The organism is Halopseudomonas litoralis, assembly GCF_900105005.1.
GTDB lineage: Bacteria > Pseudomonadota > Gammaproteobacteria > Pseudomonadales > Pseudomonadaceae > Halopseudomonas > Halopseudomonas litoralis.
Map to the genome: position 1 here is coordinate 3,830,273 of NZ_LT629748.1, position 14,908 is coordinate 3,845,180.

The 14,908-nt window shown below is 59.1% G+C and carries 13 protein-coding genes; 4 read left to right on the forward strand and 9 right to left on the reverse strand.

Features of this window, described 5'->3' with window-relative positions; translation table 11 throughout:
- The first annotated feature begins 14 nt into the window (after window positions 1-14).
- Together BLU11_RS18405 and rplQ are read left to right on the forward strand one after the other, a co-directional pair.
- Window positions 15-1,016: a DNA-directed RNA polymerase subunit alpha gene (locus tag BLU11_RS18405; RefSeq protein WP_090275863.1), complete on the forward strand. Its 1,002-nt coding sequence runs from the start codon at window positions 15-17 to the stop codon at window positions 1,014-1,016.
- Between the two features lie 25 nt (window positions 1,017-1,041).
- Window positions 1,042-1,425: a 50S ribosomal protein L17 gene (rplQ, locus tag BLU11_RS18410; protein ID WP_036993680.1), complete on the forward strand. Its 384-nt coding sequence runs from the start codon at window positions 1,042-1,044 to the stop codon at window positions 1,423-1,425.
- Window positions 1,426-1,629: 204 nt separating this feature from the next.
- Here the strand turns inward: rplQ and tnpC (BLU11_RS18415) are convergent, their stop codons facing one another.
- From tnpC (BLU11_RS18415) to tnpA, 5 genes are all read right to left on the reverse strand, one after another.
- Window positions 1,630-3,147, reverse strand: a complete 1,518-nt coding sequence (tnpC, locus tag BLU11_RS18415) for an IS66 family transposase (RefSeq protein ID WP_090275866.1) — start codon at window positions 3,145-3,147, stop codon at window positions 1,630-1,632.
- A gap of 19 nt (window positions 3,148-3,166) precedes the next feature.
- The gene (gene tnpB, locus BLU11_RS18420) at window positions 3,167-3,526 is read right to left on the reverse strand and encodes an IS66 family insertion sequence element accessory protein TnpB (protein WP_043102624.1); all 360 of its coding nucleotides are present in this window, start codon (window positions 3,524-3,526) and stop codon (window positions 3,167-3,169) included.
- A 69-nt stretch (window positions 3,527-3,595) separates the two neighbouring features.
- Window positions 3,596-5,098, reverse strand: coding sequence for an IS66 family transposase (tnpC, locus tag BLU11_RS18425; protein ID WP_090275869.1), 1,503 nt, complete (start codon window positions 5,096-5,098; stop codon window positions 3,596-3,598).
- 74 nt (window positions 5,099-5,172) lie between these two features.
- A complete protein-coding gene (gene tnpB, locus BLU11_RS18430) occupies window positions 5,173-5,508 on the reverse strand; it encodes an IS66 family insertion sequence element accessory protein TnpB (protein ID WP_157718583.1) in 336 nt (111 codons plus the stop codon).
- Window positions 5,505-5,870 (reverse strand): IS66-like element accessory protein TnpA, encoded by a 366-nt coding sequence (gene tnpA, locus BLU11_RS18435; RefSeq protein WP_090275870.1) that lies wholly within the window; start codon window positions 5,868-5,870, stop codon window positions 5,505-5,507. The genes tnpB (BLU11_RS18430) and tnpA overlap by 4 nt, the downstream gene beginning before the upstream one ends.
- A gap of 222 nt (window positions 5,871-6,092) precedes the next feature.
- Between tnpA and BLU11_RS18440 the strand changes: the two genes are divergently transcribed.
- On the forward strand, window positions 6,093-7,553 hold the full coding sequence (locus BLU11_RS18440; RefSeq protein WP_090275872.1) for a catalase: 1,461 nt from the start codon (window positions 6,093-6,095) through the stop codon (window positions 7,551-7,553).
- A gap of 354 nt (window positions 7,554-7,907) precedes the next feature.
- On the opposite strand, the gene BLU11_RS18445 is transcribed toward BLU11_RS18440, so the two are convergent.
- The 4 genes from BLU11_RS18445 to uvrA all read right to left on the reverse strand — a co-directional run bounded on the left by BLU11_RS18445 (window position 7,908) and on the right by uvrA (window position 13,325).
- On the reverse strand, window positions 7,908-8,681 hold the full coding sequence (locus BLU11_RS18445) for a MetQ/NlpA family ABC transporter substrate-binding protein (RefSeq protein WP_090275874.1): 774 nt from the start codon (window positions 8,679-8,681) through the stop codon (window positions 7,908-7,910).
- Window positions 8,682-8,723: 42 nt separating this feature from the next.
- Window positions 8,724-9,389, reverse strand: a complete 666-nt coding sequence (locus BLU11_RS18450) for a methionine ABC transporter permease (RefSeq protein WP_090275877.1) — start codon at window positions 9,387-9,389, stop codon at window positions 8,724-8,726.
- Window positions 9,386-10,390, reverse strand: a complete 1,005-nt coding sequence (locus BLU11_RS18455; protein WP_090275879.1) for a methionine ABC transporter ATP-binding protein — start codon at window positions 10,388-10,390, stop codon at window positions 9,386-9,388. Before BLU11_RS18455 ends, BLU11_RS18450 begins: the two co-directional genes overlap by 4 nt.
- A 97-nt stretch (window positions 10,391-10,487) precedes the next feature.
- Window positions 10,488-13,325, reverse strand: coding sequence for an excinuclease ABC subunit UvrA (uvrA, locus tag BLU11_RS18460; RefSeq protein ID WP_090275882.1), 2,838 nt, complete (start codon window positions 13,323-13,325; stop codon window positions 10,488-10,490).
- Between the two features lie 200 nt (window positions 13,326-13,525).
- On the opposite strand from uvrA, the gene BLU11_RS18465 reads away from it, so the two are divergent.
- On the forward strand, window positions 13,526-14,896 hold the full coding sequence (locus tag BLU11_RS18465; RefSeq protein ID WP_090275884.1) for an MFS transporter: 1,371 nt from the start codon (window positions 13,526-13,528) through the stop codon (window positions 14,894-14,896).
- Window positions 14,897-14,908 lie beyond the last annotated feature (12 nt).

Here is a 14,908-nt window from a genome sequence, read left to right on the forward strand (position 1 = left end):
AAAAGGTGCCTTTCATGCAAAATTCGGTTGCCGAGTTTCTTACTCCGCGTCATATCGACGTTCAAGAAACCTCGCCCACGCGCGCCAAGATCACTCTTGAGCCGCTGGAACGTGGTTTTGGTCATACCCTGGGCAATGCGCTGCGGCGCATTCTGCTCTCGTCCATGCCCGGTTGTGCCGTGGTCGAGGCGGAAATCGATGGCGTTTTGCATGAGTACAGCGCCATCGAAGGCGTTCAGGAAGATGTCATCGAGATCCTGCTTAACCTTAAGGGTGTGGCGATCAAGATGCATGGTCGTGATCACGTCACCCTGACCCTGTCCAAGAAGGGTCCGGGTGCGGTCACCGCTGGCGACATTCAGCTGGATCACGATGTGGAGATCGTTAATCCCGATCACCATATCGCCACGCTGTCCGACAACGGTGTGCTGAACATGAAGCTGACGGTGGCGCGTGGCCGGGGCTATGAGCCTGCTGATGCGCGCCAGTCAGACGAAGACGAAAGCCGTTCGATTGGCCGTCTGCAGCTCGACGCTACCTATACTCCGGTTCGCCGCATAGCGTATGTAGTCGAGAGCGCTCGTGTTGAGCAGCGTACCAACCTGGACAAGCTGGTCATCGAACTGGAAACCAACGGTACTCTGGATCCCGAAGAAGCGATCCGTCGTGCTGCGACCATTCTGCAGCACCAACTGGCCGCCTTCGTTGATCTGAAGGGTGACCAGGAGCCAGTGGTGGAACAGCAGGAAGACGAGATCGATCCGATCCTGCTGCGCCCGGTTGACGACCTGGAGCTGACTGTTCGTTCGGCCAACTGCCTGAAGGCTGAAAATATTTACTATATTGGCGATCTGATCCAGCGTACCGAAGTGGAACTGCTGAAGACCCCGAACCTGGGTAAGAAGTCCCTGACTGAAATCAAGGACGTTCTGGCTTCGCGTGGTCTCTCACTGGGTATGCGTCTGGACAACTGGCCGCCTGCAAGCTTGAAGAAGGACGACAAGGTTACGGCCTGATCGTCTGACACCGAGGAATTGAGAGATGCGTCATCGTAAAAGTGGTCGTCACCTGAGTCGGACCAGCTCGCACCGCAAGGCCATGTTCCAGAACATGGCGGTGTCGCTGTTCGAAAATGAACTGATCAAAACCACTCTGCCCAAGGCCAAGGAATTGCGCCGTGTTGCAGAGCCGCTGATCACCCTGGCTAAAGAAGATACCGTAGCCAATCGCCGTCTGGCGTTTGACCGCACCCGCAGCAAAGAAGCTGTAGGCAAGCTGTTCAACGATCTGGGCAAGCGCTACGCAGACCGTCCCGGCGGCTATGTTCGTATTCTGAAGTGCGGTTTCCGTGCTGGCGATGCGGCTCCCATGGCTTACGTGGAACTGGTTGATCGTCCTGAGCTGGCTGCTGCTTCCGAAGAGTAAGTAGCTGACAGTTCAAAAAAACCGGGCTTTGGCCCGGTTTTTTTATGTCTGGATCGCAGCTTCTTGCGAATGCTCAGTTCATATTGAATAAGCTCGGTAAGCGACCGGCGATCACACCTGGATAGCTGGTTTCCAGTTGTGCGGCAGCAGCTCTTCGATGGCGTTGTTCTGTAACCGCTCCATAAACCCCGCCTTGCAACGGGATCAGTAAACAGCGACCTGCCCGCAGTTCCAGGGTAGCAGAGCTTCCAGTTCTTCGGCGTTACTGGCCAGCGGCAGTCGTTCCAACACATACCGCAGCCAGGCATAGGGTTCCTGTCCGTTAGCCTTGGCGGTTTCGACCAGACTGTAGATTAGGGCGCTGGCGTGAGCACCCTTCGGCGTATCGCTGAACAGCCAGTTTTTACGACCGATGACGAATGGGCGGATGGCGCGCTCGGCAGGGTTATTGTCGATCGGTAGGTGCCCAGCCTCGGTGTAGCGGATCAGTTTGCTCCAGTTGCTGGCCAGATAGCCGACTGCTTTACCCAGTGCACTTTGCGGCGTTACCTGGCCATGCGTCTTGTCCAGCCAGGCTTTGAGCTGAGTCAGTACCGGTTCACCTTTCTGCTGGCGCAGCAGCAGGCGCTGCCCGGCGTTTACATCCTTGCCTTCACGCTCGATGCCGTACAGCTTGTTGATCAGGCTCAGCGCCATATCGGCGCGCCCGGTCTTACCTTTGGGCTGCGCTTTTTGTGCTTCGATGAACTTGCGTCGGGCATGCGCCCAGCAGCCCAGGCGCTCAATACCGTCCTGTTCAGCCACCGCGTTGTAGCCCGCATAGTCATCGGTCATCAGGTAACCCCGATAACCTTCAAGCAAGCGCAAGGGTACATCCTGGGCACGGTTGGATGTGTAATCAAACAGCACAACCGGATGATCGGGCGGCCCGCCCGTCTGCACCCACATCCAGGATTGACTGGTCGGATCACGATCCGGTTCTTTCAGTACTTGCAGGCGAGTTTCATCACAGTGGATCAGTGGGCCTTCCAGTAACCGGTCACGCAGCAGGTTAACCAGCGGTTGCAGGTGCTCGCCGCATTGGATGACCCAGCGAGCCAGTGTTTGCCTGGACAGTTCGATGCCGTGGCGACTCAGCACTTTCTCGAAGCGGTGCAGTGGCAACCCGTCGACATACTTGGTGGTCAGCAACATGGCCAGGACGCTGGGACTGGCCATGCTCTTTTCAATTAACTGGGCGGGCTTGTCAGCCGTGACCGGTGCCGTTTCGCAACCCTTGCAGGCGTAGACCTTGCGGATGTGTTTGATCACCCGGATCTGCATCGGGATGATTTCCAGCTGCTCGCTGGTTTCTTCACCGATGGCCTGCTTACGGCAACCGCAGTCACAGGTCAGTTCATGCTCGGGCAGCTCATGTATCACTTCAATGCGCGGCAGTTCTGCTGGTAGCGGCTTACGCTTGCCACGCTTCTTCACCGATACGGGAGCAACCGTTTCTTCGTCATCTTCAGCGGATGTTTCATTGGCCAGGCTTTCGGCTTCGTTGAACATGCCCAGCTGCGGAGAATTCGGATCAGCACTTTGCTCTGATTTGCGCCCGAATAGACGCTGACGCAGCAGCGTGTTTTCTTCCTGCAACTGCGATACGCGAGATTGCATCTGCATCAGCAAATGCTTGAGCTGATCCGGGTCGTTCGGCAGGATGTCGGGGAGCGAAATCATGCCGTGGATTATACCAGCGTCAGGCTACATAGCGCGGTCTCAACACCTTGTGTGGCCGGTTGCGCCACAGGTCAAAACCATCGAGCATCCAGTTCAACTCCTCTGCGGTCAGCTCGATAGCATCGTCCCGGATATCCGGTGGCGCCTTGAACCGTTCAGCCTCCAGACGCTTGAGCCAAAGACAGAAACCGTTGCGCTCCCAATACAGGATCTTCACCCTGTTGCGCGCCCGGTTGAGAAACACAAACAGCACCGGGTCGAACACCGCCGCCTTTATATCCAGCTCGACCAGGGCTGACAGCCCGTCGATGGACTTTCTGAAGTCCACCGGCTTCGGGTACAGGTAGACTTTTTTAACCTTGGCACCAGGGCGCATCATGAAAAAAACCTCCAGAGGGAATATCGGAGGTCAGCATGGCGCGAACAGAACGTTAGTTGTAGGTGGGGTTTATGGAGCGGTTACGTTGTTCTTCTGCGTTGGCAGCCGGGTCAGCACATCTTTCAGGTAGGCATAGGGATCATGGCCATTCAGCTTGGCTGATTGGATCAGACTCATAATGGCGGCAGCGCGTTGGCCACTGCGCAACGATCCAGCGAACAGCCAGTTGGAGCGACCGAGCGCCCAGGGGCGGATCTGGTTTTCCACCCAGTTGTTATCGATTGGAACGCGGCCGTCGTCCAAGTAGCGCGTCAACGCATCCCAGCGTTTCAGGCTGTAATCCAATGCCCTGGCGGTGCCGGAGCCATCCGGTACTTTTGTTCGGTGGGCAAGCATCCATTGATGCAAGGCATCAGCTATCGGCCGGGCTTTGGCTGCCCGGATGGCCTGACGCTTGTCCGGCGGTAAGTCCTTGGTTTGCCGCTCTACCTCATAGAGATGCTTGATGTACTCAAGCGCCTGGGCGGCCAAGGTGCTCTGGTTGGCCTGGTGCAGGTCATAGAACGTGCGGCGGGCATGCGCCATGCAGCCGATTTCCACAATGCCCATGCCGAACCCGGCTTTGTAGCCAGCGTAATCGTCACAGACCAGCTTGCCTTGCCAGTCACCCAAGAAGGCGCGGGCGTGCTCGCCGGCACGGCTCGGAGCAAATTCGTACACCGTTGCTTTCAGGTCGTTGAACCCGGTACTGCAGAATGCCCACACATAGGCTTTGTGGGTTTTCTTCTTGCCCGGCGCCAACATACTGACCGGGGTTTCATCGGCATGCAGCACCGGATGTGCCAGTAATTCGCGGCGCAGCGCATCCACTAGCGGTTGCAACTGTATACCGCAGGCGCCCACCCACTCGGCCAGGGTGGAACGCGGGATTTCGAGACCGGCGCGACCGAAGATACGTTCTTGGCGGTACAGCGGCAGATGATCTGCATACTTGGCGACCAGCACCTGAGCCAACAGTCCTGAAGTAGGGATACCCTTATCGATGATCTGCGCTGGAACGGGTGCCTGGATCAAGGTTTCACAGTTGTCGCAGGCCCACTTGCCCCGGATGTGGCGCTCTACGCTGAACTCGCCGGGAACGTAGTCCAGCTTTTCACTGATGTCTTCGCCGATGCGCTTGAGCTGGCAGCCACAGCGACATTGCGTATTGTCAGGCTCGTGGTGGATCAAGGTACGGGGCAGTTCTGGCGGCAGCGGGCTGCGCTTGGGTTGCTGCTTGGGCTTGGTGGTTTGGCCGGTAGCCAGCATGGCCTGCTCAAGCTCGACTTCAATGGCGGCCAGGTCGCTGTCGACCAATTCATCCAGCAGCAAGCCTTGCAGTGCATTCAATTGCTCGCTGCGCCGGGTATACTTGTGGCGCTTGAGGATGGCCAGTTCATGGGTCAGCTTGTCGTTCAGTGCATTGCTGTGCACCAGCGCCCGATCTTTAGCCGCCAGCGAGACCATCAACTCAGCGGCCAAGGCGCGGAGTTGATCGGCGGAGAGCTGGTTGAGATCAGGCTGCTGGGTCATGCCGGTAGTATGCCGACCCTGTGTCCGGTTCGGAATTCATCCTTTGGGTTATGGCTCCCATCAGCAGAATATGATTACAGCATTGAGATGACCCCGGCATCACCCATGCGCTGCCAAGGCAGCCCTTGAGCCAGTGCAACCAACTGCTCGTCTGTCAGGTTCACTCGGTCACCGCGCCAGGCTTCAGCCCAGTGGAACTTGCCGCGATTAAGGCGCCTGGCACATAACCAGATCCCCAGGCCATCGTGAATCAATACCTTCATCCGGTTGCCGCGCTTGTTGGCAAACAGGTAAGCGCAGTGTGGTCTGGCTGCACCGAAGACCTGGATAACACGTGCCAAGGCCTTGTCCGGACCGGCGCGCATATCCAGCGGTTCAGTCGCCAGCCAGATCTCATCGATGCGGATCACCGCAACAGATCGCGTAACAAGGCCGCGCACTGGTGAGCCTGGTCGGCAGGCCACTCCACGACAACAGCGCCACCAACATGGGGTATCTCGATACGGATGTTGTTGCGCGGGTGACTGTTTGCAACAGTCGACGGAGCTGGCAGGTTAACCGGAACGAACGCGGGCACTGAAGTGAGCGTGTTATCGGTTCGTCGCGACTCACTGATCCAGCGCCGCACCAGATTGGCGTTGAGGGCGTTATCCAGCGCAATGCGTGAGACGGAGGCACCCGGTTCATGGCAGGTTGCAACGATGCTGGCCTTGAACTCCTGGGAATGGCGACGGCGTTTTTGGTAGGGCTTGCCTACGCTTACAGTGCTCATATTAAGTGTCCACTAGAAAATAAGTGGACACTATCCTGACGTCAGCTGTGCCAGGCTCAAGACGGGATTGCCGGACGCTTACTAAGCTCGTAGAATTATAAAATTCTATCGAGGGATTTGACCCAAATCATTGGGGCTATTTCCGCACTTTCCTTATCATTCTTTCACCGCCTCGGTTAATAGAGCCCGATGGCAGCGAATATGACCCAAGGAGTGCGCAGTATGACTGACAAGCCAAGACTTACCACGGTGGCAGGTGCCCCGGTTGCTGAGAACCAGAACGTGATGACCGCCGGTCCGCGGGGGCCGATGTTGCTGCAGGATGTCTGGTTTCTGGAGAAGCTCGCGCATTTCGATCGCGAAGTAATTCCTGAGCGGCGGATGCACGCCAAAGGCTCAGGCGCTTTCGGCGAGTTCGTGGTAACTCACGATATCAGCAAATACACTAAGGCGCGGCTTTTCGCCGACGTGGGCAAGAAGACTCCGATGTTCGCCCGCTTCTCCACCGTCGCCGGTGAGCGCGGCGCGGCGGATGCCGAGCGGGATATCCGCGGTGCGGCGCTGAAGTTCTACACCGAACAGGGCAACTGGGATCTGGTTGGTAACAACACCCCAGTGTTCTTCTTCCGCGACCCGCTGAAATTCCCCGACCTGAACCATGCGGTCAAGCGCGACCCGCGCACCAACATGCGCAACGCCAATAACAACTGGGACTTCTGGACCGGTTTGCCAGAAGCGCTGCATCAGATTACCTATGTGATGGGCGACCGCGGTATTCCGGCTGGCTACCGCCATATGCATCTGTTTGGCTCGCACACTTACAGTTTCATCAGTGCCGACAACCAGCGCTACTGGGTCAAATTCCACTTCAAGACCCAGCAGGGCATCAAGAACCTGACCGACGAACAAGCCGCTGCGGTGGTAGCAGGAGACCGCGAAAGCTCTCAGCGGGACTTGTACGATGCGATCGAGAATAGCGACTTCCCGCGCTGGACCATGTTCGTACAGATCATGCCGGAGGCGGATGCGGCGAACTACCGTTTTCATCCGTTCGATCTGACCAAGGTTTGGTCGAAGCAGGATTACCCGTTGATTGAGGTGGGCTACATGGAGCTGAACCGCAACCCGGACAACTACTTCCGGGATGTGGAGCAGGCCGCCTTTACGCCGGCCAACGTGGTGCCGGGCATCAGTTTCTCGCCGGACCGTATGTTGCAGGGTCGTCTGTTCTCCTACGGCGACGCACAGCGTTACCGTCTGGGTGTGAACCACCACCAGATCCCGGTGAATGCACCGCGCTGCCCGGTGCACAGCTACCATCGTGATGGTGCAATGCGTGTCGACGGCAACCAGGGTAGCCGCCTGCACTACGAGCCGAACACCTATGGCGAATGGCAGGAGCAGCCTGACTTCAGCGAGCCGCCCATGGCTCTGGAAGGCGCTGCCGCCCGCTACGACTATCGTGCAGAGGATGCTGACTACTTCACTCAGCCCGGCAACCTGTTCAGCCTGATGACAGCTGACGCGCAGCAGCGGTTGTTCCAGAATACAGCGCGAGCCATGAATGGAGTTGAGCGCCATATCATGATTCGCCACATCACTCATTGCTACAAGGCCGATCCGGCTTACGGCAAAGGAGTGGCCACAGCGCTTGGAGTGTCGATGTCTGAAGTGCCGGTCTGATAACACCGGCGGTTGGAAACAGCCCGCGACGAGGTATTAGTCGCGGGTTTTTATTGGATATCTTACGTATGGGCTGTGCCCATGCTGGGTTTCTGTTGTTGATGGGCTGGAGTATGCCTGCGCGCCGGCGCAAATTCCGGTGCAGTTGTTGGTTAAAAGACATCAGCAACTGAGTGCTATGTGGACGGGGCTAGGCTTCAGGGTTGTGCCGACCGTCGTGTCGCCATGGATGGCGACCGCGAGCTTGCAGGGACGTACTTGCAGCGTGTCGGCACGACCCTGAAGCCCAGCGCCTGACTTGCAGATGAGCCCCAGTCACGCGGTTCTGTGGTGGGGCTACACAAAATTACGCAATCAGAACGCAGGAACAACAGCGCCCTTGTATTTCTCTTCGATAAACGCCTTCACTTCGTCACTCTGCAATGCTTTCACCAGCTTCTGCACGGCTTCGTCCTCGGCATTCTGCGCACGGGTTACCAGAATGTTGGCGTAGGGTGAGTCATCACCCTCGATGGCCAGTGCGTCTTCGGTGGGTTTCAGGCCGGCTTCCAGAGCGTAGTTGGTATTGATCAGTGCCAGATCCACCTGATCGAGAACGCGGGGCAGGGTGGCTGCTTCCAGCTCGCGAATGCGCAGTTTGTGCGGGTTATCCTCGATATCACGCGGGGTGGCGAGGATGTTGGATTTGTCTTTCAGAGTGATCACGCCAGCCTTGTCCAGCAGCAGCAAGGCGCGACCGCCATTGGTGGCATCGTTGGGGATGGCGACGGTGGCGCGGTTGGAGATTTCGTCCAGTGATTTGAGCTTGCCGGAGTAGATGCCGAAGGGCTCTACGTGCACGTTGGCAACGCTGACCAGATTGGTGCCGCGACCTTTGTTGAACTCATCAAGGTAGGGTTTGTGCTGAAAGAAGTTGGCATCCAGGCGGCCTTCTGCGACCTGCAGGTTAGGCTGTACGTAATCAGTGAATACCTTGATATCCAGATCCACGCCCTGGCTGGCCAGGCCGGGTTTGACGAACTCGAGAATCTCGGCGTGGGGTACGGCGGTGGCGGCGATGCTCAGTTTCTCTGCGGCATGGGCACCGAAGGCAGTGGCCAGGGCCAGAACAGCGACAATCTTTTTCATGGAATGCTCCGAAATGAACGGGGTTGCAGGTTATTGTCCTGCTTATTTACGTGAATAGTGTACGACCAGGCGGTCGCCGATACTTTGCAGAATTTGCACCAGTACCAGCAACAACACAACAGTGACGATCATGACATCCGTCTGGAAGCGCTGATAGCCATAGCGGATGGCGAGGTCGCCGAGGCCGCCGCCGCCGACTACACCGGCCATCGCCGTATAGGAAACCAGAGTAATGGCGATCACTGTTACCGCAGCGATGATGCCCGGGCGCGCTTCGGGCAGCAAGGCGCGAGTAATGATCTGGCGGGTGCTCGCGCCCATGGATTGGGTCGCTTCGATGATGCCGCGGTCCACTTCGCGCAGGGCGGTTTCAACCAGACGGGCGAAAAACGGCGTGGCGCCAACCACCAGAGGTGGAATGGCGCCTGCGACGCCCAGTGAGGTGCCGGTGAGAAACTTGGTGAAGGGGATCATCACGATCAGCAGAATGATGAAGGGCAGTGAGCGCAGAGCGTTGACGATCAGCGACAGCACGGCGTAAAGGCCATTACGCTCGAACATCTGTCGCGGACCGGTCAGGAACAGCAGGATGCCCAGCGGCAAGCCCAGCAGTACGGTGAAGAACAGGGAGCCGCCGAGCATCAGCAGGGTGTCCAGGGTGGCGATCCAGATATCGTACCAGTCGATGTTGGTAAAGAATTCGGTCATCCGCGTAATACCTCAACATGCACATCGGCAGCGGCCAGGCGCTCGCGCGCAGCGGACAGATCGCCGCCAATCAGCGCCAGGGTCAATTGGCCATAGGGCAGATCGCGGATGCGATCGATACGTCCGGCAAGAATGCTGTAATCCACGCCGGTTTCCCGGGCAACCTGCCCCAGCAGGGGAGCGAAAGTGGATTCGCCCTGAAAGGTCAGACGCAGGATCTGTCCTGACACGTGTCCGAAGTCATCCGCTTGGTCTTCAGCGGATTCGCTGCCGAAGACGAAGCTGCGCGTAGTCGGGTGCTGTGGATGCAGGAAGACGTCAGCGACCGTGCCCTGCTCGACGATACGCCCACCATCCATCACCGCGACCTGATCGCAGACGCGGCGAATCACGTCCATTTCATGGGTGATCAACACTATGGTCAGGTTCAGTTCGCGATTGATTTCCGACAGTAGTTGCAACACCTGGCCAGTGGTGTGCGGATCCAGGGCGCTGGTGGCTTCATCGCACAGCAGGATGCTCGGTTCGGTGGCCAGCGCGCGGGCGATGCCGACGCGCTGTTTCTGGCCGCCGGAAAGTTGCGCCGGGTACTTACTGGCGTGATCGCTGAGGCCGACTCGGTCCAGCAGCGATGCGACCCGCGCGGCGATCTGCTGACGATTGGCGCTGCCGGCCAGACGCAGGGGCAGGGCGACATTGTCGGCGACGGTAGCGGAGGAGAGCAGGTTGAAATGCTGGAAGATCATGCCCACGCGTTGCCGGAAGCGTCGCAACCCCTCTGCGTTCAGGGCGGTGGTATCCTCACCGGCGACCATAATGCGCCCGTTGCTGGGCTCTTCCAGACGGTTTATCAGCCGCAGTAGCGTACTTTTGCCCGCGCCGGAATGGCCGATGATGCCATATACCTGCCCTGCCTCTATGGTCAGGTCGGTGGCATGCAATGCGGGTATGTCGCGGCCGCCGACGCGGTAGGCTTTGTTTACCTGCTGAAATTCAATCACGTGTCTGTTCGCTGCAAAATATGAATTGATCGAACCCCCTCAAAAGCGTCGCTGCTTTGTGTTTGAGAGAGCCCTTGGGTAGCAGGCAATGTCTGCGTTATTTTTCCCTGTCGCGTTCCAGCAACGGCCCGAGAAACTGCCCGGTGTGCGAGTGCGCCATGGCGGCAACCTGCTCCGGTGTGCCTGTGGCGATGATCTGACCGCCCTTGGAGCCGCCTTCGGGGCCGACATCGACGATCCAGTCCGCGGTCTTGATCACGTCCAGGTTGTGCTCGATGACCACCAGGGTATTGCCGTGATCGCGCAGACGATGCAGCACGTCCAGCAACTGTTGGATATCGGCAAAGTGCAGGCCGGTGGTAGGCTCGTCGAGGATGTACAGAGTCTTGCCGGTATCGCGCTTGGACAGTTCCCGCGCCAGCTTGACGCGTTGCGCTTCACCGCCGGACAGGGTGGTGGCGGACTGGCCGAGACGCACGTAGGACAGGCCTACATCCATCAACGTCTGCAGTTTGCGCGCCAGTGCCGGCACCGCATCGAAGAAGGCGCGGGCCTCCTCAATGGTCATCTCCAGCACTTCATGAATGCTCTTGCCCTTGTACTTGATCTCCAATGTCTCGCGGTTGTAGCGCTTGCTCTTGCACACATCGCAAGGCACGTAGATATCAGGCAGAAAATGCATTTCCACCTTGATCAATCCGTCACCCTGACAGGCTTCGCAGCGCCCGCCCTTGACGTTGAAGGAGAAGCGTCCGGCCTTGTAGCCGCGGGATCGGGCTTCCTGGGTGCCGGCAAACAATTCGCGAATCGGGGTGAACAGCCCGGTGTAAGTGGCCGGGTTGGAGCGCGGTGTGCGGCCGATCGGGCTCTGGTCGATATCCACCACCTTGTCCAGGTGCTGCAATCCATCAAAGCTGGAATGGGGCGCTGGGTCCAGCGTGGTGGCGCCGTTCAGGGCTGTGGCGGCGATCGGGTACAGGGTGTTGTTGATCAGTGTCGATTTGCCCGAGCCGGATACGCCGGTCACGCAGGTCATCAGGCCGACCGGGATCTCCAGATTGACCTTCTGCAGGTTATTGCCGCAGGCGCCTTTCAGGCGTAGCCACTGGTCCTTGCGTACCGGCGTGCGCTCGGCCGGTACGGGAATCTTCACTGCGCCGGACAGGTATTTGCCGGTCAGCGAAGCGGGGTCGTTCATGACCTGCTCCGGTGTGCCGTGCGCCACGATCTGCCCGCCATGCACCCCGGCGCCCGGGCCGATATCGACCACGTAGTCGGCCAGACGAATGGCATCTTCGTCATGCTCGACGACGATCACCGTGTTGCCCAGGTCGCGCAGGTGAATCAAAGTGCCGAGCAGGCGCTCGTTATCGCGTTGATGCAGGCCAATGGAGGGCTCATCGAGAATGTACATGACGCCCACCAGGCCGGCGCCGATCTGGCTGGCCAGGCGAATGCGCTGGGCCTCACCACCGGACAGGGTGTCGGCGCTGCGGTCCAGGGCCAGATAGTCGAGCCCGACGTTGACCAGGAACATCAGTCGCGCGCGAATTTCCTTGAGGATCTTCTCGGCAATTTCACCGCGGCTACCCGGCAGGGTGAGTTGCTCGAAATACTCCGCCGCGGCGCCGACCGGCATGGTGGTTATGCCGGACAGGTTGCGCTCGTCGATGAACACATGCCGTGCCTCGCGGCGCAGGCGCGTGCCGTGGCAGTCTGGGCAGGGCTGGGTACTCAGGTACTTGCTCAGCTCCTCGCGCACGCTCTGTGATTCCGTCTCCCGGTAGCGGCGCTCCAGATTGGGGACAATACCTTCGAATGGATGCTCGCGCTTGACGATGTCGCCACGGTCATTGAGGTAGCGGAAGGGCACCTTGTCAGTGCCGGTGCCATTCAGAATCAGTTTGCGGTGCTTGTCGCTCAGGTCATCAAAGGGCTGGTCCAGGTCGATACCGTAATGTTGGGCCAGCGAACTGAGCATCTGAAAGTAGTAAACGTTGCGTCGGTCCCAGCCGCGAATCGCGCCTTCGGCCAGCGTCGACTCACCGTTGACCAGACGGCGATTGTCGAAGAACTGCTTGACCCCCAGGCCATCGCAGCCGGGGCAGGCACCGGCGGGATTGTTGAAGGAAAACAGGCGCGGTTCCAGTTCGCTGATCGAATGACCGCACTGGGGGCAGGCAAAGCGGGCGCTGAAGGTGACTTCCTCGCCTTCTTCGCCTTCCATGGGGGCGACAATGGCAATGCCGTCGGCCAGATTCAAGGTGGTCTCGAAGGATTCGGCCAGACGCAGCTGCAGGTCCCCGCGCACCTTGAAACGGTCGACCACCACTTCGATGGTGTGCTTGCGGGTCTTCTCCAACGCCGGCGCTTCATCCAGGTCGTAGATGCGGCCATTGATGCGAGCGCGCACGAAACCCTGGGCACGCAGCTCGTCGAGCAGGGCCAGATGCTCGCCTTTGCGTTCACGCATGACCGGCGCCAGCAGCATGAGTTTGCTGCCTTCGGGGCGGGCCAGCACCTGATCGACCATCTGGCTGACTGTTTGCGCGGCCAATGGCAGATCATGATCCGGGCAGCGCGGCTCGCCGACTCGGGCGAACAGCAGGCGCAGGTAATCGTAGATCTCGGTGATGGTACCGACGGTGGAACGTGGATTGTGTGAGGTGGACTTCTGCTCGATGGAAATCGCCGGGGACAGGCCTTCGATATGATCGACGTCGGGCTTTTCCATCATCGACAGGAACTGCCGGGCATAGGCCGACAGGGATTCCACATAGCGGCGCTGACCCTCGGCATACAGGGTGTCGAACGCCAGCGAGGACTTGCCCGAGCCGGACAGTCCGGTGATGACGATCAGTTTGTCGCGCGGCAGGTCCAGATCAATGTTCTTCAGGTTGTGGGTACGAGCCCCACGTATCAGAATTGTATCCACAGCAGATTACCCGCAGCCAGCAAAGCTCGACAGTATACGTGTTTCGGGGCAGTCCCCGCAAAAATCGCCGGCCGAAAGGTCGTGCACCTGTAGCGGCAGGGTTGCGTCATCAGGTCACCGCCGGATCGGAATGCGCCTCCTGTTTCGGCCGTCCAAGCATGCTAAAATGCCTGCCTTTTATTCACCGCAGCGGAGAATCCATGTACCCGGCAGACACCATGTCGTCCCAAGAGCGTCGCGCTGCTTCGTCCCTGGCTGCGGTTTTTGCCTTTCGCATGCTCGGGCTGTTCATGGTATTGCCGGTGCTGGCGACCTACGGGCAGGATCTTCAGGGCGCCACGCCATTGCTGATCGGCATGGCCATCGGCGCCTACGGCATCACCCAGGCGTTTCTGCAGATTCCCTTCGGCATGCTGTCGGACCGTATCGGCCGCAAGCCGGTGATCATCGGTGGTCTGCTGCTGTTTGCCCTGGGCGGCCTGTTGGCAGCCCAGGCTGACAGTATCGTCGGTGTCATTGCCGGGCGTGTGTTGCAAGGCGCAGGCGCCATCGCCGCAGCGATCATGGCGCTGGTCGCCGATCTGACCCGGGACCAGCACCGTACCAAGGCCATGGCGATGATCGGCATGAGTATTGGTCTGTCATTTGCCGTGGCCATGGTCGTCGGGCCGCTGATCGCCGGGGCAGCAGGCCTGCCGGGGGTGTTCTATACGACGGCGGTGCTGGCGCTGGTGGGCATCGCGCTGGTTGCGCTGGTGGTGCCGACGCCAGTGCAGGCGCTGCATCATCGTGACGCCGGGGTGGCCAAGGGCGCTTTTCTGCCGGCACTGCGCAATTTCGATCTGCTGCGCTTGAACTATGGTATCGCCGTTCTACATGCGCTGCTCATGGCCTGTTTCGTGGCCATCCCCCTGGCGCTGCAGGAGCAGGCTGGGCTGCCGCGTGAGAGCCACTGGTGGGTCTACCTGACCGCGCTGCTGCTGTCCTTTGTCGGCATGGTGCCGTTGATCATCTATGCCGAGCGCCAACGCAAGATCAAGCGTGTGGTGCTGAGTGCGATTCTGCTGCTGGCGCTGGTGCAGCCGATGATGTGGCTGAGCATGGATTCGTTACCTTGGCTGGTGGCCGCCATAGTATTGTTTTTTGTTGCTTTCAATGTGCTGGAGGCGACCTTGCCGTCTCTGCTCAGCAAGATTGCACCGGCGGGCAGCAAGGGTACGGCCATGGGCATCTATTCCACCAGCCAGTTCGCCGGCGCGGCCCTCGGTGGTGTGCTGGGTGGCGCGGTTTACGGGAGCTTCGGCCTGATCGGGGTGTTCGTCTGCTGCGCATTGCTGGCGCTGTCCTGGTTCGGAATTGGTGTTACCATGGCCGAGCCTCCGTACGTTACCAGCCTTCGCCTGGCGTTGGCCCCGACGCTGGTTCGGGATGAGGCGTTGCACCGGAGAATACTGGACGTACCGGGAGTGGCCGAGGCAGTTATCGTGGCTGAGGAAGCAGCCGCTTACATCAAAGTCGATACACAGGTGCTGGATCGCGAACAACTGGACCGGATCGTCAATCCGGTCTGAATACACCAGACA

What these genes read in the sequence shown, in the direction of transcription:
- BLU11_RS18405 (WP_090275863.1), top strand. Translation starts at nt 15, where the DNA reads ATGCAAAATTCGGTTGCCGAGTTTCTTACTCCGCGTCATATCGACGTT.
- rplQ (WP_036993680.1), top strand. Translation starts at nt 1,042, where the DNA reads ATGCGTCATCGTAAAAGTGGTCGTCACCTGAGTCGGACCAGCTCGCAC.
- tnpC (WP_090275866.1), bottom strand. Translation starts at nt 3,147, where the DNA reads ATGATTTCGCTCCCCGACATCCTGCCGAACGACCCGGATCAGCTCAAG.
- tnpB (WP_043102624.1), bottom strand. Translation starts at nt 3,526, where the DNA reads ATGATGCGCCCTGGTGCCAAGGTTAAAAAAGTCTACCTGTACCCGAAG.
- tnpC (WP_090275869.1), bottom strand. Translation starts at nt 5,098, where the DNA reads ATGACCCAGCAGCCTGATCTCAACCAGCTCTCCGCCGATCAACTCCGC.
- tnpA (WP_090275870.1), bottom strand. Translation starts at nt 5,870, where the DNA reads ATGAGCACTGTAAGCGTAGGCAAGCCCTACCAAAAACGCCGTCGCCAT.
- BLU11_RS18440 (WP_090275872.1), top strand. Translation starts at nt 6,093, where the DNA reads ATGACTGACAAGCCAAGACTTACCACGGTGGCAGGTGCCCCGGTTGCT.
- BLU11_RS18445 (WP_090275874.1), bottom strand. Translation starts at nt 8,681, where the DNA reads ATGAAAAAGATTGTCGCTGTTCTGGCCCTGGCCACTGCCTTCGGTGCC.
- BLU11_RS18450 (WP_090275877.1), bottom strand. Translation starts at nt 9,389, where the DNA reads ATGACCGAATTCTTTACCAACATCGACTGGTACGATATCTGGATCGCC.
- BLU11_RS18465 (WP_090275884.1), top strand. Translation starts at nt 13,526, where the DNA reads ATGTACCCGGCAGACACCATGTCGTCCCAAGAGCGTCGCGCTGCTTCG.